At 68.5% G+C, this 21,966-nt stretch carries 19 protein-coding genes; 7 read left to right on the top strand and 12 right to left on the bottom strand.

Annotation, left to right across the window (positions count from 1 at the left end; translation table 11 throughout):
• Window positions 1-104: 104 nt before the first annotated feature.
• From ACUTAG_RS08375 to ACUTAG_RS08355, 5 genes are read right to left on the bottom strand one after another with little or no spacing between them, the layout of a single operon-like run.
• A complete protein-coding gene (locus tag ACUTAG_RS08375) occupies window positions 105-362 on the bottom strand; it encodes a formate dehydrogenase subunit delta (protein WP_006386685.1) in 258 nt (85 codons plus the stop codon).
• Between the two features lie 5 nt (window positions 363-367).
• Entirely contained in the window at window positions 368-1,204 is an 837-nt protein-coding gene (gene fdhD / locus ACUTAG_RS08370; protein WP_038504311.1) for a formate dehydrogenase accessory sulfurtransferase FdhD, read from the bottom strand.
• A gap of 24 nt (window positions 1,205-1,228) precedes the next feature.
• Window positions 1,229-4,105, bottom strand: coding sequence for a formate dehydrogenase subunit alpha (gene fdhF / locus ACUTAG_RS08365; protein ID WP_026384322.1), 2,877 nt, complete (start codon window positions 4,103-4,105; stop codon window positions 1,229-1,231).
• Window positions 4,106-4,118: 13 nt separating this feature from the next.
• Entirely contained in the window at window positions 4,119-5,690 is a 1,572-nt protein-coding gene (locus tag ACUTAG_RS08360; protein ID WP_054447280.1) for a formate dehydrogenase beta subunit, read from the bottom strand.
• Window positions 5,687-6,244, bottom strand: a complete 558-nt coding sequence (locus tag ACUTAG_RS08355; protein ID WP_006386680.1) for a formate dehydrogenase subunit gamma — start codon at window positions 6,242-6,244, stop codon at window positions 5,687-5,689. The genes ACUTAG_RS08360 and ACUTAG_RS08355 overlap by 4 nt, the downstream gene beginning before the upstream one ends.
• 158 nt (window positions 6,245-6,402) lie before the next feature.
• Here ACUTAG_RS08355 and ACUTAG_RS08350 point away from each other — a divergent pair, with 158 nt between their 5' ends.
• Genes ACUTAG_RS08350 through mobA form a run of 3 tightly spaced genes read left to right on the top strand, consistent with a single transcriptional unit; the run spans window position 6,403 to window position 9,225 of the window.
• Window positions 6,403-7,479 (top strand): helix-turn-helix transcriptional regulator, encoded by a 1,077-nt coding sequence (locus ACUTAG_RS08350; protein WP_054447279.1) that lies wholly within the window; start codon window positions 6,403-6,405, stop codon window positions 7,477-7,479.
• A 35-nt stretch (window positions 7,480-7,514) separates the two neighbouring features.
• Complete coding sequence (gene moaA / locus ACUTAG_RS08345) at window positions 7,515-8,609, top strand: GTP 3',8-cyclase MoaA (protein WP_020926648.1); 1,095 nt, start codon at window positions 7,515-7,517, stop codon at window positions 8,607-8,609.
• A complete protein-coding gene (gene mobA, locus ACUTAG_RS08340; RefSeq protein WP_080684502.1) occupies window positions 8,602-9,225 on the top strand; it encodes a molybdenum cofactor guanylyltransferase MobA in 624 nt (207 codons plus the stop codon). The genes moaA and mobA overlap by 8 nt, the downstream gene beginning before the upstream one ends.
• On the opposite strand, the gene ACUTAG_RS08335 is transcribed toward mobA, so the two are convergent.
• The 5 genes from ACUTAG_RS08335 to moaC are packed head-to-tail and all read right to left on the bottom strand — an operon-like array spanning window position 9,210 to window position 12,150.
• Window positions 9,210-10,415, bottom strand: coding sequence for a molybdopterin molybdotransferase MoeA (locus tag ACUTAG_RS08335; RefSeq protein ID WP_148316944.1), 1,206 nt, complete (start codon window positions 10,413-10,415; stop codon window positions 9,210-9,212). The genes mobA and ACUTAG_RS08335 overlap by 16 nt on opposite strands.
• 5 nt (window positions 10,416-10,420) lie before the next feature.
• Window positions 10,421-10,945, bottom strand: a complete 525-nt coding sequence (gene moaB / locus ACUTAG_RS08330; RefSeq protein ID WP_148316942.1) for a molybdenum cofactor biosynthesis protein B — start codon at window positions 10,943-10,945, stop codon at window positions 10,421-10,423.
• A complete protein-coding gene (locus ACUTAG_RS08325; protein ID WP_006386672.1) occupies window positions 10,942-11,424 on the bottom strand; it encodes a molybdenum cofactor biosynthesis protein MoaE in 483 nt (160 codons plus the stop codon). Before ACUTAG_RS08325 ends, moaB begins: the two co-directional genes overlap by 4 nt.
• Before the next feature lie 5 nt (window positions 11,425-11,429).
• Entirely contained in the window at window positions 11,430-11,681 is a 252-nt protein-coding gene (locus ACUTAG_RS08320) for a MoaD/ThiS family protein (RefSeq protein WP_026384315.1), read from the bottom strand.
• Window positions 11,662-12,150: a cyclic pyranopterin monophosphate synthase MoaC gene (moaC, locus tag ACUTAG_RS08315; protein ID WP_148316940.1), complete on the bottom strand. Its 489-nt coding sequence runs from the start codon at window positions 12,148-12,150 to the stop codon at window positions 11,662-11,664. Before moaC ends, ACUTAG_RS08320 begins: the two co-directional genes overlap by 20 nt.
• A gap of 316 nt (window positions 12,151-12,466) precedes the next feature.
• Here moaC and ACUTAG_RS08310 point away from each other — a divergent pair, with 316 nt between their 5' ends.
• Entirely contained in the window at window positions 12,467-16,108 is a 3,642-nt protein-coding gene (locus ACUTAG_RS08310; protein WP_148316938.1) for a DUF748 domain-containing protein, read from the top strand.
• Between the two features lie 62 nt (window positions 16,109-16,170).
• Entirely contained in the window at window positions 16,171-17,055 is an 885-nt protein-coding gene (locus ACUTAG_RS08305; RefSeq protein WP_026385099.1) for a dienelactone hydrolase family protein, read from the top strand.
• Window positions 17,056-17,203: 148 nt separating this feature from the next.
• On the opposite strand, the gene ACUTAG_RS08300 is transcribed toward ACUTAG_RS08305, so the two are convergent.
• Window positions 17,204-18,559, bottom strand: a complete 1,356-nt coding sequence (locus ACUTAG_RS08300; protein ID WP_148316867.1) for an IS110 family transposase — start codon at window positions 18,557-18,559, stop codon at window positions 17,204-17,206.
• Between the two features lie 760 nt (window positions 18,560-19,319).
• Complete coding sequence (locus ACUTAG_RS08295; protein WP_006386666.1) at window positions 19,320-19,745, bottom strand: hypothetical protein; 426 nt, start codon at window positions 19,743-19,745, stop codon at window positions 19,320-19,322.
• A gap of 229 nt (window positions 19,746-19,974) precedes the next feature.
• Between ACUTAG_RS08295 and ACUTAG_RS08290 the strand changes: the two genes are divergently transcribed.
• Window positions 19,975-20,478, top strand: coding sequence for a peroxiredoxin (locus tag ACUTAG_RS08290; protein WP_006386665.1), 504 nt, complete (start codon window positions 19,975-19,977; stop codon window positions 20,476-20,478).
• An 88-nt stretch (window positions 20,479-20,566) separates the two neighbouring features.
• Window positions 20,567-21,961 carry an MFS transporter gene (locus ACUTAG_RS08285; RefSeq protein WP_148319256.1) on the top strand — a complete coding sequence of 465 codons (1,395 nt, stop codon included), beginning with the start codon at window positions 20,567-20,569 and terminating at the stop codon, window positions 21,959-21,961.
• Window positions 21,962-21,966: the final 5 nt, after the last annotated feature.

Genomic DNA, 21,966 nt, shown 5'->3' with positions numbered 1-21,966 from the left:
GAAATCCAGTCCCGCCGTCTCTTGTTGAACCCTTTGCTGCGGTAAAGCTTGCTGCGCCCGCGCGCCGTCGTGGGCACGCGGATCGGTGCGGACGCGTCGGTCGGTCAGGACACGCGCGCCAGCGGTGTCAGGCGTTCGCGGTTCTGCGCCACCGCCTCCAGCACCAGCGGATGCAATTGGTGTTCGCCGGCATCGCCGTCGGGCTGCCGCGCCAGGAAGTCCAGCAGCTCGTTGCGCATGCGGGGCTCCCAGAATTTGTGGATGTGGTTGGCCACGCCTTCCACCGCTTCCGGCCGCAGCGGCATGGCTTCGAAGAATTGGCCGATGCGGTTGGCCATGCGGATCAGGTTGCCGATTTCCATGCGTGTCAGGTCTGCGAAGTGATGCGTTCAGGGTGGGAATACAGGGTCGCGTCGTCGTCGCGCAAAAAGCCCAGCAGCGCGATGCCGGCGCTGTCGGCCAGGCGCACGGCCAACGCGGTCGGGGCCGATACCGCCGCCAGGATGCCGACGCCGGCCGCTGCGGTCTTCTGCACCATCTCGAAGCTGGCGCGGCTGGACACCAGCACCACGCCGTGCGCGGCGGACAGGGCCTGGCGCGCCAGCGCGCCGACCAGCTTGTCGAGCGCGTTGTGGCGGCCCACGTCCTCGCGCACCAGGGCCACGGCGCCGCTGGCGTCGGCCCAGCCGGCGGCGTGGGTGGCCCCGGTCAGGTCATGCAGCGCCTGGCGCGCGCGCATGTCGCGCATCGCCCGCAGCACCGCGCCCACCGGCAGCGGCGCGCCGGCGGGCACCGGCGCCACCGGCCGCAGCACCTCGGGCAGCGTCTCGACGCCGCACAGCCCGCAGCCGGTGCGTCCGGCCATGGCGCGGCGGCGCGATTTCAAGCGCGCCTCGCAGGCGCTGGAAATCTCGATCTGCACCACGATGCCGTCGCATTGCGGCAGCACGTCGATGCCGCGCACGTCGGCCACGCTGTCGATGATGCCTTCCGACAGCGAAAAACCGACGGCGAAGTCCTCCAGGTCGGCGGGCGTGGCCAGCATGGTGGCGTGGCTGATGCCATTGAACTCCAGCGCCACTGGCGTTTCCTCGGCCAGGCGGTCGCCCTCGGCGTGCGGCGCGATGGCGCCGGCCCGCACGCGGGTCACCTGGGCCGCCACGGAATCGGGGCGGTCTGCGGGGGAGGAAGGGCTGTGGTCCATGGCGGCTCCGGCCGGCTGTCGGGGTTATTTCCCCGCCAGCGTGGCTTCGCTTTCGCGTGAGCGCTCGCGCAGCAGCTTCTGCTGGATGTCCGCGAAGCGCGACCATTGCCGCTGCCATTCCGATGGCTGGGACACGCGCGTGACCTGCACGGCCGTGACCTTGTACTCGGGGCAGTTGGTGGCCCAGTCGGAACTGTCGGTGGTGACGACGTTGGCGCCGGACTCGGGGAAGTGGAAGGTGGTATATACCACGCCCGGCTGCACCCGGTCGGTCAGGGTCGCGCGCAGCACCGTCTCGCCCGAGCGGCTCTGGATGCCGACCCAGTCGCCTTCGGCGACGCCACGGTCCTCGGCATCCTGCGGATGGATCTCCAGCACGTCCTCGCTGTGCCACATGACGTTGGGCGTGCGGCGGGTCTGCGCGCCCACGTTGTATTGCGACAGGATGCGGCCGGTGGTCAACAGCAGCGGGAAGCGGCGCGTGCTGCGTTCGTCGGTCGGCACGTACTTGGTGATCATGAACTTGCCCTTGCCGCGCACGAAGCTGTCGATGTGCATGATCGGCGTGCCCTCGGGCGCGTCGTCGTTGCACGGCCATTGCAGGCTGCCCAGCTTGTCCAGCTTCTCGTAGCTGACGCCGCTGAAGGTCGGCGTCAGGCGGGCGATCTCTTCCATGATCTCGCGCGGGTGGCGGTAGTTCATGGGATAGCCCAGCGCGTTCGACAGCGCCACGGTCACTTCCCAGTCGGCCTTGCCGTTCTTCGGCTCCATCACCTTGCGCACGCGCGAGATGCGGCGCTCGGCGTTGGTGAAGGTGCCGTCCTTTTCCAGGAACGACGAACCCGGCAGGAACACGTGCGCGTACTTGGCGGTCTCGTTCAGGAACAGGTCCTGCACCACGATGCACTCCATCGCCGCCAGCGACGCCGCCACGTGCTGCGTGTTGGGGTCGGACTGCACGATGTCCTCGCCCTGGCAGTACAGGCCCTTGAAGGTGCCGCCCAGCGCGGCCTCGAACATGTTGGGAATGCGCAGGCCCGGCTCGGGTTGCAGCGTCACGCCCCAGTCCTGCTCGAACTGCGCCCGCGCCACGTTGTCGGAAATATGGCGGTAGCCCGGCAGCTCGTGCGGGAACGAACCCATGTCGCAGGAGCCCTGCACGTTGTTCTGGCCGCGCAGCGGGTTCACGCCCACGCCCTCGCGGCCGACATTGCCGGTGGCCATGGCCAGGTTGGCGATGGCCATGACGGTGGTCGATCCCTGGCTGTGCTCGGTCACGCCCAGGCCGTAGTAGATCGAGCCGTTGCCGCCGGTGGCGAACAGGCGCGCCGCGCCGCGCACAGCCTGCGCCGGCACGCCGGTGATCTCGGCCATGGCTTCGGGCGAATTCTCGGGCAGCGACACGAAGTCGCGCCATTCCTGGAACGCCTTGGCCTCGCAGCGCTCGGCCACGTAGGCCTCGTCGATCAACCCTTCGGTGGCGATGACGTGGGCCATCGATGACAGCAGCGCGGTGTTGGTGCCGGGCCGCACCTGCAGGTGGAAGTCGGCCTTGATGTGCGGCGAACTCACCAGCTCGATGCGGCGCGGGTCGATCACGATCAGCCGCGCGCCCTGGCGCAGGCGGCGCTTCAGGCGCGAGGCGAACACCGGATGGCCGCTGGACGGGTTGGCGCCCATGACGATGACCACGTCAGTGTGCATCACCGAGTCGAAGGTCTGGGTGCCGGCGGATTCGCCCAGCGTCTGCTTCAGGCCGTAGCCCGTGGGCGAATGGCACACGCGGGCGCAGGTGTCGACGTTGTTGGTGCCGAAGGCGGCGCGCACCAGCTTCTGCACCAGCCAGGTTTCCTCGTTGGTGCAGCGCGACGAGGTTATGCCGCCGACCGCGTCGCGGCCGTACTGGCCCTGGATGCGGCGGAATTCGGAAGCCGCGTACTCGATCGCCTCTTCCCACGACACTTCGCGCCAGGAGTCGGTGATGCGCTTGCGGATCATCGGCTTGAGCACGCGTTCCTTGTGGGTGGCGTAGCCCCAGGCGAAGCGGCCCTTGACGCACGAGTGGCCGCGGTTGGCCTGGCCGTCCTTCCACGGCACCATGCGCACCACTTCCTGGCCCTTCATCTCGGCCTTGAAGCCGCAGCCCACGCCGCAATAGGCGCAGGTGGTGACCACCGAGTGCTCGGCCTGGCCCATCATGATGACGGTCTTTTCCTGCAGGGTCGCGGTCGGACAGGCTTGCACGCAGGCGCCGCAGGACACGCATTCGCTGTCCAGGAACGGCTGGTCCTGCCCCGGCGACACGCGCGACTCGAAGCCCTTGCCGGAGATGGTCAGCGCGAAGGTGCCCTGGGTTTCCTCGCAGGCGCGCACGCAGCGGTTGCAGACGATGCACTTGGAGGCGTCATAGGTGAAGTACGGGTTGGACTCGTCCTTCTCGCTCTTCAAGTGGTTGGCGCCGTCATAGCCGTAGCGCACGTTGCGCAGGCCCACCACGCCGGCCATGTCCTGCAGTTCGCAGTCGCCGTTGGCCGGACAGGTCAGGCAGTCCAGCGGATGGTCGGAGATGTACAGCTCCATCACCCCGCGCCGCAGGTCGTGCAGCTTGGGCGTTTCGGTGAACACCACCATGCCGTTCTCGGCCGGCGTGGTGCACGAGGCGGGATAGCCGCGGCGGCCCTCGATCTGCACCAGGCACAGGCGGCACGAGCCGAACGGCTCCAGGCTGTCGGTGGCGCAGAGCTTGGGGATGTTGATGCCGGCCTCGGCGGCCGCGCGCATCAGCGAGGTGCCTTCGGCCACGGTGATTTCCTGGCCGTCGATGGTCAGGGTGACGGTCTTTTCGGACACCCGCGCCGGGGTGCCCAGATCGCGGTCGCGCTTGATGACGGTTTCTAGCATGGCGGTCTCGGATTCAGGCGGGGTGGGCGGCGGACTGCGCGGACTCGATGCCGAAGTCCTGCGGGAAGTGGTTCAGCGCGGACAGCACCGGGTAGGGCGCCATGCCCCCCAGGGCGCACAGCGATCCGCCCAGCATGGTGTCGCACAGGTCGCGCAGCAGGTGCACCTGCTGTTCGCGCCCCGGGCCGCCGGCGGTGATCTTGTCGATGGTCTCCACGCCACGGGTCGAGCCGATGCGACAGGGCGTGCACTTGCCACAGGACTCGATGGCGCAGAACTCCATCGCATAGCGCGCCATGCGCGCCATGTCGACGCTGTCGTCGAACGCCACCAGGCCGCCGTGGCCGATCATGGCCGAGATCTGGACATAGGCTTCGTAGTCCAGCGGCACGTCCCACTGCGATTCCGGCAGGTAGGCGCCCAGCGGGCCGCCGACCTGCACCGCGCGCAGCGGCCGGCCCGAGGCGCTGCCGCCGCCGAAGGTGTAGAGCAGGTCGCGCAGGCTCAAGCCGAAGGCCTTTTCCACCAGCCCGCCCTGCTTGAGGTTGCCGGCCAGCTGGAACGGCAGCGTGCCGTGCGAGCGGCCCACGCCGTAGTCGCGGTAATAGGCCGCGCCCTTGGCCAGGATGATCGGCACGGTGGCCAGCGAGATCACGTTGTTGATCACGGTGGGCTTGCCGAACAGGCCCGCGATCGCCGGCAGCGGCGGCTTGGCGCGCACCACGCCGCGCTTGCCCTCGATGCTCTCCAGCAGCGAGGTTTCCTCGCCGCAGATATAGGCGCCGGCGCCCTTGCGCACTTCCAGGTCGAAGCGGCGGCCGCTGCCGTGCACGTCGTCGCCCAGCCAGCCGACGCTGCGCGCCCGCTCGATGGCGGCCTCCAGCGTGGCGATGGCGTGCGGGTATTCGGAACGCACGTAGATGTAGCCGTAGGTGGCGCCCACCGCCAGGCCGGCGATGGTCATGCCCTCGATCAGCACGTAGGGGTCGCCTTCCATCAGCAGGCGGTCGGCGAAGGTGCCCGAATCGCCCTCGTCGGCATTGCAGACGATGTACTTGCGGTCGGCCGGCGACCCCAGCACGGTCTTCCACTTGATGCCGGTGGGAAAGGCCGCACCGCCGCGTCCGCGCAGGCCCGACGTGACCATCTCTTCGACGATGGCGGCGGGCTCCATGGCCAGCGCGCGCTTCAGGCCCTGCAGGCCGCCGTGCGCGGCGTAGTCCTGCAGCGACAGCGGATCGATCACGCCGACGCGGGCGAAGGTCAGGCGTTCCTGCTGCTTGAGATAAGGAATTTCCTCGGTCAGGCCCAGGCCCAGCGGATGTTCACCGCCCGTCAGCCAGCCGGCGTCGAACAGTGCCGGCACGTCCTCGGGCTGCACCGGCCCGTAGGCCAGGCGGCCCTGGGGCGTGTTTATCTCCACCAGCGGTTCCAGCCACAGCAGGCCGCGCGAGCCGTTGCGCACCACCTGCACGGCCAGGCCGCGTTCGTCGGCGGCCAGTTCGATGGCGGCGGCCACGGCGTCGGCGTCCATGGCCAGCGCCGCGGCGTCGCGCGGCACGTAGATCAGGGTGGGGGCGCTCATTGGCCGGCCTCCCGCGCGCGATGCAGCAGGCGGTCGAGCTTGGCCGGCGTGACGCGGGCGTGCGGCTGGCCGTCCAGCATCACCGCCGGCGACTGGGCGCACAGGCCCAGGCAGTACACCGGCTCCAGCGTGAAGTCGCCGTCGCGCGTGCTGGCATGGAAATCACAGCCCAACGCCTGGCGCGCATGGGCGGCCAGTTGTTCGCCGCCCATCGCCTGGCAGGACTCGGCGCGGCACACTTCCAGCGTGTGGCGCCCGGCGGGTTCGCTGCGGAAGTGGGGATAGAAGGTGATGACGCCATGGACTTCGGCGCGCGACAGGTTCAGGGCCTCGGCGATGGTCTGCACCGCCTCGGCCGGAATACAGCCCAGTTCGTGCTGCACCGCGTGCAGCACCGGCAACAGGGGGCCGGGCTGGTCCTTCAGGCGAGCCAGGATGCGGGCGGTGGCCGCCACCGCCGGGCTGGCGGACGCCTGGGCGGCGTCCAGCGCCAACGCGCCGCCACGGGCGCCGCCGGTGGAAGCCAGATCGGATTTTGCCTCGCGCTGGCGCATGGCGGTCTCCTCCAGTAGTGCTGGGCCCCGTAGGGTGGGGGGCTGTTGTGATGGGAGGTCAGGGTGATTTATATGCAAAGAAAAACATATAAAATTCCCGCGCCTCGCGTTATTTATGTACTCTAAACAGGTAATTAATCGCCTTCAATAAGAAATAAATGACATATAAGTTCCGAATCGGCCTGCGGCCGCAATGGACCTTGGGTGGAGACGACGGCGCCCCCGTGCCGCTGCAGGACATGCTGGCGCTGCTGGCCGCCATCGACGCCACCGGCAACATCGCCGGCGCCTGTCGCGCCTGTGATCTGTCATACCGGCACGCCTGGGGCGTGCTGCGCCGCTTCGAAGGCATCTTCGGCACCCAGCTGCTGATCACCAACCGCCGCCAGGGCACCCAGCTGTCGCCGTTCGCGCAGCGCCTGCTGTGGGCCAACCGCCGCATCGAGGCGCGGTTGATGCCCACGCTCGACAGCCTGGCCTCGGAACTGCAGGAGGAACTGGCGCGGCTCTTGCCGGAAAACGATCCGCACCTGCGGCTGCACGCCAGCCACGGCTTCGCGGTGGAATCGCTGATGGAACACATGGGCGGGCGCAAGCCGGGGCTGGAACTGCGCTACCGCACCGCGATCGAGGCGCTGGCCTCGCTCGAGCGCGGCGAATGCGACCTGGCGGGCTTCCAGGTGCCGCTGGGCGACTTCGAGGCGCCCATCATGGATCGCTACGCACAGTGGCTGCACGCCGACGAGTATCTGCTGATTCATCTGGCGGTGCGCAACACCGGGCTGTTCGTCGTGGGCGGCAACCCCAAGCGGATCCACGGCATCGCCGACCTGGCGCGCCAGGACGTGCGCTTCGTCAATCGCCAGATCGGCTCCAGCACCCGTTACCTGATCGGCCTGATGCTGCAACGCGCCGGCGTCTCGATCAGTGAAGTGCAGGGTTACGAAACCAACGAATTCACGCATATGGCGATCGCCGCCCACATTGCCAGCGGCATGGCCGATACCGGCGTGGGCGTGGAGACCGCCGCCTGCCGCTTCGGCCTGGATTTCATTCCGCTGGTGCGCGAGCGTTATTTCTTCGCCATCCGCAAGAGCGCGCTGGAAACGCCCGCCATGCGCGACCTGCTGTCCATCATGCGCAGCCCCGACTACGTCGGGTACGTCGGCCAGCTGGTGGGCTACGACGCCCGCGACACCGGCCGCCTGCAGACCCTTGAAGAGGCATTTTCCTAGGCGCGCCGCCGCGTGCGCCGGGCTATGATGTTCCCATGAGCAAAGTGATCCTCCTGGCTGACCACCGCACCGAGCGTCCGGCGCCCCTGGCGCCGCCGCCCGCGGGCCAGCCCGCGCTCGACCGGCGCGCGCGGCCGCTGCGCGACCTGCGCATCTCGGTCACGGACCGCTGCAATTTCCGTTGCACCTACTGCATGCCGCGCGAGGTATTCGATACCAACTACGTCTTCATGCGCCATTCCGACCTGCTGTCGTTCGAGGAAATCGCGCGGCTGGCCGGCGTCTTCACCCGGCTGGGGGTCGAGAAGATCCGCTTGACCGGCGGCGAGCCGCTGCTGCGCAAGCATGTGGAAAACCTGGTCGGCCTGCTGTCCGGGCTGCGCACGCCCGCCGGCCGGCCGCTGGAACTGACGCTCACCACCAACGGCAGCCTGCTCGAACGCAAGGCCGCCGTGCTCAAGCAGGCGGGGCTTAACCGCGTCACGGTCAGCCTGGACGCGCTGGACGCGTCCATGTTCCAGGACATGAGCGACAGCGGCTTCACCCCCGACGACGTGCTGCGCGGCATCGACGCCGCCGCCGCGGCCGGGCTGGCGCCCGTCAAGGTCAACATGGTGGTGCGGCGCGGCCTGAACGACGCGCAGATCCTGCCGATGGCCGAGCGCTTTCGCGGCAGCGGCCACATCCTGCGCTTCATCGAATACATGGACGTGGGCAACACCAACGGCTGGAACCTGACCGAAGTGGTGTCCAGCGAGGAAGTGCTGGCGCGCATCGGCGCGGTCCATGCGCTGGAACCGATCTCCACCGACGGCATGGGCCGCGTCGCCGAACGCTGGCGCTATCGCGACGGCGGTGGCGAGATCGGCGTCATCTCCAGCGTCACCCACGCCTTCTGCGGCGGCTGTACGCGCGCGCGCCTGTCGCCGGAAGGCAAGCTGTTCCTGTGCCTGTTCGGCCACGAAGGCCACGACCTGCGCGCGCCCCTGCGCGACGGCGCCAGCGACGATGAACTGGCCGCCATCCTCACGGGTATCTGGGCCGCCCGGGGCGATAACTACTCCGAACAGCGCGGCCGCAACATGGCCGACCCGGCCCGCAAAGTCGAGATGAGCTACATCGGTGGTTGACCCCGCGCCCGTTTTCGACCGGCAACAGGTGGCCGGCCTGATCCTGGCCGGCGGCCAGGGCTCGCGCATGCAGGGCAGCGACAAGGGATTGGTCCTGCTGGGTGGCGAGCCGCTGGTGGCGCACGTGGCGCGGCGCCTGGCCCCGCAGGTCGGGCCGCTGATTCTCAGCGCCAACCGCAATGCCGACAGCTACGCCCGCTATGGCCGGGTGGTGGCCGACGATACCGATGCGCTGGGCGCCTGGCAGGGGCCGCTGGCGGGCCTTGCCGCCGGCCTGGTGGCCGCCTCACCGTGCGAGTGGCTGGTGGTGACGCCATGCGACACCCCGTTCCTGCCGGCCGACCTGGCCCAGCGCCTGATCGCGGCGGCGCAAACGGCGGGGGCGCCGCTGGCCTATGCGGTGGCCGGCGGCCAGCGCCATCCGGCCTGCATGGCGCTGCGCGCCTCGCTGTTGCCAGCGCTGCGCGATTATCTCGCGGCCGGCGAACGCAAGGTCGGCCTGTGGCAGTCGCGCGTGGGAGCGGTGGGCGCGCCGTTCGATGACGCGCCCGGCGCGTTCATGAACCTGAACACGCCCGAGGAACTGGCGGCGGCCGAGCGCTACGCCAGCCAGTGACGCAGGTCGTAGTAGGGCACGCGGTCGCGGTCCTGCACCCGCACGTCGGCGGGCAGGCGCGCCAGCCCGGTCGACCACGGCAATGAACTGATCACCCCCGAACCCTGGTGGCCGTAAGGCACCAGTTCGGCGCCGCCGTCGTCGGCCGTGCGGCGCTGCACCCGCAGGAATTCCTCGCGGCTGTCCTGGCGCGGATGCTCGGTGCGCAGCGGCAGCCGGCTGACCGGCGGGAACAACTCTTCGCGGCCCTGCATGCGGCGCACCAGCGGCGTCACCAGCATGGCGAACACCGCGTAGGCCGACACCGGATTGCCCGGCAGGCTGACCACCGGCTTGTCGCCGATCATGGCCAGCGCCACCGGCTTGCCCGGCTTCATGCGCACCTTCCACAGCGACAGTTCGCCGCCCAGCGCGGCCAGCGCCGGCTTGACAAGGTCGCGCTCGCCGACCGACACGCCGCCCACGCTCAGCACCAGGTCGCAATCGGCCAGCAGCGTCTTGAACGCGGCCAGCAGGTCGGCTTCGGTGTCGCGCGCATGCAGCACGTGGGTCGGTTCGGCCGCCAGCCCGCGCACCAGCGCGGCCAGCATCGGGCCGTTGGAGTTGTAGATCTGCGCCGGTTCGCGCGCGCCGCCGGGGGCCACCAGTTCGTCGCCGGTGGTCAGGATGCCGACCCGCAGGCGGCCGAACACCGGCACGCTGGCCAGGCCCTGAGAGGCCAGCAGCGCCACGTGGGCGGCCTGCAGCTGCGTGCCGGCGGCCAGCAGCGGGGCGCCGGCCAGGGTGTCCTCGCCGCGCAGGCGAATGTGCTGGCCGGGGCGCGGCTCGCGCGTGATCTCGACCTGCTCGTCGGCCTCGTGCGTGTCTTCCTGCATCACCACCACGTCGGCGCCTGCGGGGATCAGGCTGCCGGTGAACAGGCGGATGGCGTGGCCGGGCTTGAGCGGCTCGGGCGTGTCGCCGGCATAGCAGCGCTGCTGGATCGGCAGGCGCGCGCCCGGCCGCCAGTCGGCCAGGCGCAGCGCGTAGCCGTCCATGGCGCTGTTGTCGGCCGGCGGGATGTCCACCGTGGCGTCAAGGTCGGCCGCCAGCACGCGTCCGGGCGCTTCGTCCAGGCCGACGTGTTCGCGGCGCGCGAGGGGGGCGGCCGCGTTGGCCAGCAGGGTCTGGGCTTGGTCGAAATCCAGCATGGGTATCAGTGGTCTTCTTGGTCGCGGGGTTGGAAGTGCGTGGCGAAATTGCAGGGGCGGTGGCCGCTGTCGAGCTGCTCGCGGATGATGCGGTTCCAGGCGGTCTCGCAGGCGTTGTTCGAACCGGGCAGGCAGAACAGCAGGGTCTGGTTGGCCTCGCCGGCAAAGGCGCGCGACTGGATGGTGGAGCTGCCGATTTCCTCGTAGGAGATCTGGCGGAACAGTTCGCCGAAGCCGGGAATCTCGCGGTCCAGCAGCGGCAGGATGGCCTGCGGCACTTGGTCGCCGTGCGAGAAGCCGGTGCCGCCGGTGGTCAGGATGACCTGCACTTCGGGATCGGCGATCCAGTCGCTGATGACGCGCCGGATCTGGTAGATGTTGTCCTTGGCGATGTCGCGCCGCACGCATTGGTGGCCGGCCTGGGCCAGGCTGTTGGCCAGCAGGTTGCCGGAGGTGTCGTCACCGGCGCTGCGGGTGTCGCTGACCGTCAGCACGGCGCAGGCCAGCGAGACGGGGGAGGCGTCGTTCATGGAGTCTCCTTGGGGGGCGGGGGTTCGGCGTCCCAGGACTGCGTGCGGTCCTGGTCGGATTGGCGCTGTTCCACCCAGAAGCTGTCGCCACCCGCCAGGGTCTCGCGCTTCCAGAAGGGCGCGCGGGTCTTGAGCGCGTCGATGATGAATTCGCAGCCGCGGAAGGCGTCGCCGCGATGCGCGCTGGCCGCGGCCACGAACACGATCTGGGCATTGCGGGCGAGGGCGCCAACCCGGTGCACGATCACGGTGCCGTCCAGGTTCCAGCGCGCGCGGGCGGTGGCGGCGATGTCTTCGAGCTCGCGCTCGCACATGCCGGGGTAGTGTTCCAGGTAAAGCGTGTCGGTGGGCGTGTCCGGCGCGTAGTCGCGCACGTAGCCCACGAAGGTGACGATGCCGCCCACGCCCGGCCCGGCGCTGGCGCGCAGGGCGGCGGTGAGCGCGGCGCCGTCGAAGTCGGCTTCCTGCACGATGACCATGACGCTCAGCCTCCGGTGACGGGTTCGAACACCGCCACCTCGTCGCCCGCGCGGATCGGCGCCGACGGCTTGGCGTGGGTCTGGTTGATGGCCAGCTTCAGGCGGCCGGCCGGGGCCAGCTGCGGATAGCGCTCGCCGAGCGCGGCCAGCAACTGCGCGCCGGTGGACTCGCCGTCGACCGGCCAGACCTCCGAGCGCTTGCCGACCAGTTCGGCCACGCGGGCGAAGTACAGAAGATTAATCGTTGCGCCATTCACCGCTTTTACCTCCCGTCTTGTACTTCAGGCGAACTTGTTCGATCACGATACCTTTGTCGGCCGCTTTGCACATGTCGTAGATGGTGAGCGCGGCGACGCTGCACGCGGTCATGGCTTCCATTTCGACGCCGGTCTTGTAGCTGGTGCGGCAGGTGGCCAGGATGTCGATGCGGTGCGCCGCGTCGTCCAGCGCGAATTCGATGCCGACGAACGACAGCGGCAGGCTGTGGCACAGGGGGATGAGCTCGGCGCAGCGCTTGGCCGCCAGGATGGCTGCGACGCGCGCGGTGTTGAGCACTTCGCCCTTGCCCTGGCCGGGCTGCGTCAGCAGGCCGTAGGCCACCGCGTTCATGCGGACGCTGGCGGTGGCGATGGCGACGCGTTCGGTGTCGGTCTTGCCGATGACGTCGACCATGCGGACCTGGCCGGCTTCATCCAGGTGGCTCAAGGTGGGGGCGGGGGTGGACATGGGAATCGGGATCGAGAATTGTTAATGATTGAAAAGAGCGGTCCCGGCAGGCCGTGGCGGGCCGCTGATGCGCCTATGATAGACGAGCCGCCGCCCGCCGCGCTTTGAGGAAAGATAAGCGCGGCCGCCGTCGCCGTGGCGCCGCGCCCGCCCGCTTCATCCCGGGGTACGCGCCGGTCGCGGCTTGCGCGCTTTCGTGCCCCTGCGGGGGCATTTGCGCTTTTGGCGGCGCGGCCGCGATGGCGCGGCGCAAAAAGCCCCCCAATTTGCTCGAAGGACGCGATAATGGCCTTCGATTCGTACCAGGAGACGCACAATGCCCTTGCGGATGCCCAAGTTCCGGTTTACCCGCCGCTTAGGCAAGATCCTCTTGGGCGTCGTGGCCACGGCGTTGATCCTCTGTGGCATCGCCGCCTGGCAGGTGCCCAAGGTGCTGCACAATGTGCTGACCCAGGACGTCGCAAAGATGCTGGGCCGCGACGTCGCCGTCGGCAAGATCACCTTCAATCCCTTCACGCTGACCGTGCGCGCGCGCGATCTCGCGGTGGCGCAGCCCGGCTCGCAGACGCCGCTGCTCACCGCCGCAGAGGTCGACGTCAGCGCTGCCTGGACCTCGCTGTTCTGGTTCGCGCCGGTGGTCGACCGCTTCACCTTGCGTTCGCCCACCCTGTCGATCGTGCGCGAGGACGTCACCCGCTTCAACTTCTCCGACGTGCAGCAGCGCGTGGCCGAGATGACGGCCGCCAACCCCGACGAGCCGCCCAAGCCCGATGAGGGCCTGCCGCGCTTTTCCCTGAACAACATGGTGATCGAGGGCGGCGTCGTCACCCTGGACGACAAGGTCACCGGCCGCAAGCAGGTGATCGACGAACTGGCCGTGGGCGTGCCGTTCATCTCCACCTTCGGCTACGCCACCGACATCGACGTGCAGCCGCGCCTGCACCTGCGCATCAATGGCAGCCCGTTCGACCTGACCGGCGTGGCGCGGCCCTTCGACAAGGTGCCGTCGTCGACGCTGCGGGTCGCCTTCACCGGGCTGCAACTGGAAAAATGGGCCGACGTCTGGCCCATGCCGCTGCCGTTCAAGCTCGAGCGCGCGCTGCTCGACTCGAACCTGCAGATCGTGTTCGAGCAACCCAAGGACGCGCCGCCCAAGATCCGCGTGGTCGGCGACCTGGGCCTGCGCCAGTTCGACCTGCGCGACAACGCCGGTGAAAGCCTGGCGGCCTGGAGCGCGCTGACCATCAACCGCCTTGAAATCGAACCGATCGCGCGCCAGGTCTATGTGGGCGACGTCGGCCTGTGGGCGCCGCAGGTCTACGCGCGGCGCTACAGCAACCAGCGCCTGAACTGGCAGGACGTGGCCGACAAGCTCAAGCAGCTGGGCGGCCCGGCGCCGGCGGCCAAGCCCGCCGCGACGCCTGGCGCGAAGCCGGGCACCGGCGCCAAGCCGCCCGCGGGCGGCGCGCCCGCCGCCACGGCAAGCGTGGACGCCGGTGCTCCCGCCAAGCCCGGCGCCGCCAAGCCGGCCGCCCCGGATTCCGCCGCCAAGCCAGCGGCGGAGAAGGGCGCGCCCGCCGCGAGTCCCGCCGCCGTGGCAACGGCCAATCTCGCACAAGCCGCCAAGCCCGCGACCGCCCCGGCCGCCGGCCAGGCATCCGCGCCCGCCGTCGGCAACCCGGCATCCACGCCCAAGCCCGCCGCGCCCGCCGAATGGAAGGTCACGCTGGACGCCTTCAATATTCACGAAGGCGAGCTCTACGTCACCGACGCCGTCAGCAAGCTCGACTACACCCTGACCGGCCTGGGCGTCACCGTCGAAGGCGTGGCGCTGCCGCAGGTCAAGGGCGAACCCATCAATCTCTGGCTGACCGTGGACAACAGCACCGACGGCGGCTGGATCCGCGCCAAGGGCCCGCTGGTGCTGCAGCCGCTGTCGCTGGAACTGGCGCTGCGCATGGGCAACGTCGCGCTGGCGCCGTTCGCGCCGGCCGTGCGCAGCCTGTCGCCGATCCAGCTGCTGGACGGCCGCCTCGGGCTGACGGCGCAGGTGCACGTGCTGGACAACAACGGCGCCATCGACGCATCCGCCACCGGCGTGCGCGCCGAGCTGGCCCAATTCAAGGCGCGCGACGAAACGCTGAAGCCGGCGCTCGACATCGCGCTGCAGCAGCTGGTCGTTACCGCCGACCGCCTCGCCATGGGCCCGGGCGCCAGCAATTTCACGCTGGCCGCGGCCGGCATCCAGGGCGGGGGCAAGCTCGACCTGAAGGGCGCCTTCACGCCGCAGCCGCTGACCGTCAAGACGTCGGTCGACCTGTCCGGCCTGAACGTCGCCTCGTTCGCGCCGTATTTCGCCTCCAGCCTGAACGCCACCGTGCGCGCCATCACGCTGGGCGCCAAGGGCGACGCCGACTTCGCCGCGGCCAACGGCAACGCGCCGATGAAGGCTGGCTGGAAGGGCGGCGTCGAGATCACCGACGTCGACCTGCAGGACCGCGTCAACAAGGACGACTTCCTCAATTGGAAGCGCCTGGCGTTCTCCGGCATGAACGTCGCCGTGGCGGGCGAGAAGATCGCCGCCGGCCTGGGCGACATCGCGCTCGACGACTTCTACGGCCGCATCCTGCTGAACGCCCAGGGCCGCCTGAACGTCATGGACCTGGTGGCGGCGCCCGGCCAGGCCGGCGGCTCCATCACCCAGGATACGCAGACCCCCGGCCGGCGCGCCGAACCGCCGGCGCCGGCGGCCAAGGGCGGCGGCATGCCCGACATCTCGCTCAACAGCGTCACCTTGACGCGCGGCCGCATGACCTTCACCGACCGCTTCGTCAAGCCCAACTATGTGGCCGAGCTGTCCAATATCGACGGCTCCATCACGGCGGTCTCGTCCACCAACCCGCAGCCCGCCAAGGTCAAGGTCACCGGCCGCGTCTACACCACCGCGCCCCTGTCGATCAGCGGCGTGGTGCAGCCGTTCGCCAAGTACCTGTCGCTCGACCTGAAGGCGTCGGCCAAGGGCGTGGACCTGCCGCGCTTCAACACCTACTCGGCCAAGTACGTCGGCTACCCGATCAAGCGCGGCAAGCTATCGGTCGACCTGGAATACAAGATCAAGGACCGCGCGTTGCTGGCCACCAACCACGTGGTGCTGAACCAGCTCACCTTCGGCGACAAGACCAACAGCCCCGACGCCACCAAGCTGCCGGTGCTGCTGGCCGTGGCCCTGCTGAAGGACTCGCGCGGCAACATCGACATCAACCTGCCGATCTCCGGTTCGCTCGACGACCCCGAGTTCTCGGTCGGCGGCATCGTCGTGCGGGTGCTGCTGAACCTGGTGGTCAAGGCCGTCACCTCGCCGTTCAGCCTGCTGGCGTCCGCCTTCGGCGGCGGCGAGGAACTGTCGTACGTGGAATTCGCGCCCGGCAGCGCCGCGCTCACCGAAGACACGCTGCAGCGTATCGAAACGCTGACCAAGGCCCTGGCCGACCGCCCCGCGCTCAAGATGGACCTGAGCGGCCGCGCCGATCCCAAGACCGACCTGGACGGCCTGCGCCAGGCCTGGGTCGACGCCCAGATCCGCCTGGCCAAGGCCCGCGACGTCGCGCCGCGCGGCAAGAAGCCGAACCCGGCGGGCGTCGAGGTCTCGGGCGCCGAACGCGCCAAGTACCTGGAAGAGGTCTACGACGATACCGACATCAAGGACAAGCCGCGCAATTTCATCGGCATGGCCAAGTCCGTGCCGCCAGAGCAGATGGAGGAGATGCTGCGCAGCGTGGCGCCGGTCGGCGAGGAACAGTTGCGCCAACTGGCCGACGCGCGCGCGCAGGCGGTATACGAAAAGCTGCAAGCCCAGGAAGGACTCGCGGATCGCGTGTTCATCGTTGCCCCGCAACTGGACGCCGATGGCATCAAGGACGAGGGCCTGCCCTCGCGCGTGGACTTCTCCCTGAAGTGAACCCCGGCGGTTCGCCAGGACGCGCCCGCGTCCGGCGGCCGTCCCTTGCCCGGAGATGCATGATGAAAGACCAGGACGCGCATTTCGACAGCCTGCTGCCGCCCCTCAAGCTCGACCGCCGCGGCTTCATCGCCACCACCGTCGCCGCCGGCTTCTCGCTCGCCGCCGGCCCCGCCGTCGCGCAGACCGCCATCAAGACCGACGCCAACGGCCTGACCGCCGGCAAGGTCGACATTCCCGTCGCCGACGGCAAGATGCCCGCCTACCGCGCCGCGCCGGCCGGCAAGAAGAATCTTCCCACGCTGCTGGTGGTGTCCGAGATCTTCGGCGTGCACGAATACATCCAGGACGTCTGCCGCCGCCTGGCCCACCTGGGCTACCTGGCCATCGCGCCCGAACTGTTCGCGCGCCAGGGCGACCCGTCCAAGTACACCGAGATTCCCAAGCTGCAGGCCGAGATCATCGGCAAAGTGCCCGACAAGCAGGTGCAGGCCGATCTCGACGCCACCGTCGCCTGGGCCGCCGCCAACGGCGGCAGCGACGATAAGCTCGGCATCCTGGGCTTCTGCTGGGGCGGCCGCCAGGTCTGGCTCTATGCCGCCCACAACCCCAAGCTCAAGGCCGGCGCCGCCTGGTACGGCCAACTGGCCGGCGACCCCACCGAACTCAAGCCCCGATCCGTCCTCAGCCTGGTCAACGACCTCAAGGCCCCGGTCCTCGGCGCCTACGGCGGCAAGGACGCCGGCATCCCCCAGACCGACGTCGACAAGATGCGCATCGAACTCGCCAAAGGCCCCGCCGCCGCCAAGGCCTCCCGCATCGACGTTTACCCCGAAGCCCCCCACGCCTTCCACGCCGACTACCGGCCGAGTTACCGCAAGGCCGAGGCGGAGCAGGCTTGGCAGAGGATGCTTGACTGGTTCAAGCAGAATGGGCTCGGGGCTTGAGGCGAGAAGCTCGTTCTTCGTAGGCCGCCCCTGGCGTCGGCCGGGCAGGCGGAGCGCGCCCACGATTGCGGTCCGGAGCCTTCGCTCCGGACTGCCCCGTTGTCATCTTCGTTGTCGCCTTCGGCGACTGCCTCTCAAGAAACTCCACTTAAGTCATTGATACCTCGTTGGTTTCTCCTGAGGCGGTTAACGGAACCAAGCTGTAGCCCATGGTCTCTGCACGTTTTGTCAGGTGATGCAGGACGCGTTGGCGGTGGCGTTCTTTGTAGTACAGCTCACCTTGGTCCACGTATTCGGACCCTTTGGTCAGTAGGGTGTAAATCAGTCGAGCCAGTTTGTGCGCGGCTGCGGTGATGGCGCGCCGCTTGTCCAGGCGAGCGCACAGCCTTCGGTAGTAGGCGCCCAAAGCGGACTGGCTGTGGCGTAGCGCCATTGCCGCCAGACGCAGGGCCTGTGCGGCGCGGTTGGGTGAGCGTTTGGTGGCGCCGTTCAGAACCTTGCCTCCGGAGATGCGTGTGCCCGGGCACAAGCCTAACCACGAAGCGAAGTGCTTGGCCGAAGGGAAGCGGTTCATGTCCGGACCGACCTCGGCCAGGACGGTAAAGGCAGTCATCTCGTCGATGCCGTTGATGCGGGTCAGGTCCACGCCGCACATGGCAAATAGATGCGTGCGCAGATCGAAGGCCATGGCCTTTTTGGGCCAGCGGCGCTGCGACTTGCCCGGATCGCCGTCATGGCGGTGCAGTTTGTGCAGTTCGGCTTGGATGTGCTGATCGCAATCGTTGAGCAGTTGTTGATAGGTGTCGTACAGGGCCAGCGCTTGCCGCAGCGCGAACAAGTGCTCGTGACGCCAGTTGCCTTGCAGCGCGGCAGCGATATCGTCCTCGCTGGCTTTGACCTGGCGCTTCTTCAGGCGGGCCAGTGCATGCGGGTCGCGCTCGCCGCCGACGATGGCGCGGATGATGGCCTGACCGGTGACCCCGACGATGTCGGACAGCACTTGCGTGAGCTGAATGTTCATCTGGGCAAGTGCCTTCTGCATGTGCTGCACGTGGCGCACCTGCGAGGCAAGCAGCATCTCGCGCTGGCGCGAGAACTCGCGCAAGACGCAAATCTCGTCAGAGGGACGGAAGGCGCCGGCCAACAGGCCATAGCTCATGAGCTGTTGCAGCCACTGGCAGTCCAGGACATCGGACTTGCGGCCCGAGACGTTCTTCACGTGACGGGCGTTGACCAGGTAAACGTTGAAACCCTGGCTATCGAGCAGCTCGTAAAGCGGGATCCAGTAAACGCCGGTGGACTCCATGGCCACGGCGGTAACGCCGCAGTCCTTGAGCCATTGCGCTAGGCGATACAAATCGGCCGTAAAGCTCTTGAACTCGCGGACAGGTTGGTCGTCGCGGTCATGAGGCACGGCGACGAAGTGGCTGGCCGACCCGATGTCGATGCCCGCGGCATCGGGATGGGCCAGGCTTAGGGTTGCATCGGACTTGCGAGGTGACATGGCTTGCTCCATCATCGCTAACGGAATGCCGCCAGGCATGGGTACGTCGTTGTACTCACTCTCTCAAACGGGATGCACGCGCTAAGCGTGTGCTCACCAATGTCGGTGACGTCACCCGGGGCCATGCTTCAGTACGGGCGTGGGCAAACACGCACCATTGGAAGGTCGGTCTTTACCTGAGCGGCATTCCACCTTGCCACAGGTGCAGCCACGAAGACAGTTTCTTCGTCACGGGCGTCGTGAATGACGACTATTGGGCTTCGGATTCCCTCGGGCGCATCGAGGTTGCGCCCCGCCTGCCCGGCCGACGCCAGGGGCTACCGACATCTGCATAGGTGAGGCCGCTCGGGCGGAGTGAGGGGAGAGATCTTGCGTTGCCCGCCGGGACCGGCTGCGCGGGCAGCCGGTCCCGGCATACGCTTTGGCGGTGCGTCGAAGGGCTGGCGCTGCGCGCGGGTGGAGAGGAGGGAAGGTGGCTGCAACGTCGTTGACGGGAAGATCGGTGTGATCGTTGACGGGAGGCCTCCGGCTATCCGTGGGACGTCAATCCCCACACTCCAGATTCCGTTTCCAAACGCTCATGTCCCTCACACACGCGCAGCGTCATCCGTGACTGCAAGACCCCGCGTAAGCCAAAAAAGGCCGCCCGCGCGGCCGGTTTTTGGCGGGCCCCGCAAACTCCTCCCGCCCCCGCCTGCCGCCGTCGCGCCGGGCGGCTCAAGAACTCAATCCCCCGCCAGCAAAAAAACCCGCAGAGAATTCACTTCTCCGCACTCTCCCCCGGCAACCCATCACTAACCTCAGCCAACGCCGCCTTCATATCCTCATAAGAAATCACCCGCTCATTCTGAAAACTCCCCAGCACCCCCCGGCACCCGTCGACGCCCGACCGCTTCATCTCCTCCATCATCCGCGTCCCATCCGCCAGCCCCTTCTGGTACAGCCCGTCATACCCCGCGGCCGAAAACCCATATTCCTTGGCATACCGCTCCAGGTTCTTGCGCGAGGTCGCCTGGTGCTGCGCCAGGTCGGGTTCGGACGCCCCGCAGGAACGGGCCGCGCCGTTGGAGGCGCCCGCCGCCACCACGAACGATTCGAACTGGGCCTGCTCTGCCGCGTCGGGCGCGGCCCAGGCCGGGGCGGCCGCGGCCATCGTAAAGGCCAGGCCGATCAACATCTTGCGCATCGGTTCATCTCCGCAAAGCGCCCGCGCGCGGCCATCGCGCCCGGGCATTGATCACGCCCACATTATGGCAATGATCCCCGCGCCGCCCCGCGTGTGGAGTCGTTTCAGACTGTGCGGGTTTCTTTCCCGATCTGTCCGCCGGGCCAGCAAGCGCAACAGACACGAACTATGATGAGGGCTGTGGGGCACGTCCGCCCCAATGCAACACCCCAACACTGGAGATCCTCCCATGAGCATCAAAGTCGGCGACCGCGTGCCCGATGGCACCCTGACCGAATTCATCGAAACCGAAAGCGAAGGCTGCTCGCTCGGCCCCAACGCCTTCCAGGTCGCCGACCTGACCCGCGGCAAGACCATCGCCCTGTTCGCGCTGCCCGGCGCCTTCACGCCGACCTGCTCGGCCAAGCACCTGCCGGGCTACGTCGAGCAGGCCGCGGCCCTCAAGGCCAAGGGCGTGGATGAAATCTGGTGCGTGTCCGTCAACGACGCCTTCGTCATGGGCGCCTGGGGCCGCGAACAGAAGACCGGCGGCAAGGTCCGCATGCTGGCCGACGGTTCCGCCCTGTGGACCAAGGCCCTGGGCCTGGAGCTGGACCTGATCCAGCGCGGCATGGGCGTGCGCTCGCAGCGCTACTCGGCCCTGATCGTCGACGGCGTGGTCAAGCAGCTGAACGTCGAAGGCCCCGGCAAGTTCGAAGTCAGCGACGCCGCGACCCTGCTGTCGCAAGTCTGATTCCCCGCGTAGTTACTGTTTCATCGCTCAACGCGCGGGCCGCCCAGGCGGCCCGCGTCGCTCCCCCCGGCAGGGGCAGCCAGACGCCATGCTTGCAACCCTCTCTTCTTTCTCGTCGCTGTATGTCGCGACCCTGCTGATGCTCATCGGCACCGGCCTGTTCAACACCTACATGGGGTTGAGGCTGACCGCGCAGTCCGTCAGCGAGATCTGGATCGGCGCGTTGATCGCCGGTTACTACCTGGGCCTGGTGTGCGGCGCGCGGCTGGGCCACAAACTCATCATCCGCGTTGGCCACATCCGCGCCTTCGTCGCCTGTGCCGCCGTCGCCACCAGCATGATCCTGGCGCAGACGCTGGTCGATTCCATGCCGCTGTGGCTCGTGTTCCGCGTCATCTCCGGCATCGTCATGGTGACCGAATTCATGGTCATCGAAAGCTGGCTCAATGAACAGACCGAGAACCATCAGCGCGGGCGCGTGTTCTCCGTCTACATGGTGGTGTCCGGCCTGGGAACCGTGCTGGGGCAACTGGCCCTGACGGCCTACGCCACGCTCGACCTGCGGCCGCTGACCCTGGTGGCCATGTGCCTGGTGCTGTGCCTGGTGCCGATCGCCGTCACGGCGCGTTCGCACCCGCCCACGCCGCTGCCCGCCGCGCTCGACATCCGCTTCTTCATGCGGCGCGTGCCGCTGTCCATGACGGTGCTGTTCGTCGCCGGCAACCTGTCGGGCGCCTTCTACGGCTTGGCCGCCGTCTACGGCGCCAAGCACGGCATGACTACCTCGCAGGCCGCCCTCTTCGTGGCCGCCGCCGTCACCGCCGGGCTGTTGTCGCAATGGCCCATGGGCTGGCTGTCCGATCGCATCAACCGCGCCGGCCTGATCCGCTTCAACGCATTGCTGCTGGTATTGCTGCCGGTCGTCATGTGGGGCTGGCTGACGCTGCCGTTCTGGGCGCTGGTGCTGCTGTCGTGCGCCTTCGGCATCCTGCAGTTCACCCTGTATCCCCTGGGCGCCGCCTTCGCCAACGACCACGTCGAATCCGAGCGCCGCGTCAGCCTGTCGGCCGTGCTGCTCATGACCTATGGCGTGGGCGCCTGTGTCGGCCCGATGATCGCCGGCGTGCTGATGTCGCTGGCCGGCCACAGCATGTATTACGTCTTCATCTCGGCCTGCGCCCTGATCCTGGTCTGGCAGGTGCGGCCCACGCGCGTCACCGGCGCGCACCAGGTCGACGAGGCGCCGGTCCACTTCGTGCCGATGCCGGACACCCTGCAGAGCTCGCCGGCCGCGGCCGTGCTCGATCCGCGGGTCGACGTCGAAAACGATATCAGCATCGAAATGGTGCAGCCCGATCCGGCCGCCGCGCCCGCCACGCCGCCGGTGGAAGGCGCGGGCGCCGTGGACCCGCCTCGCGGGGCGGCCGAGACGCCGCGGGATGAACCCGCCGAGCCTGAGCGCCAGGCCCGCACCGGCACCTGACAGCC

It is taken from the genome of Achromobacter sp. CSND-B12 (genome assembly GCF_052906545.1).
The sequence above is the reverse complement of the archived record's forward strand: the minus strand, read 5'-3'. Positions and strand labels throughout refer to the sequence as shown.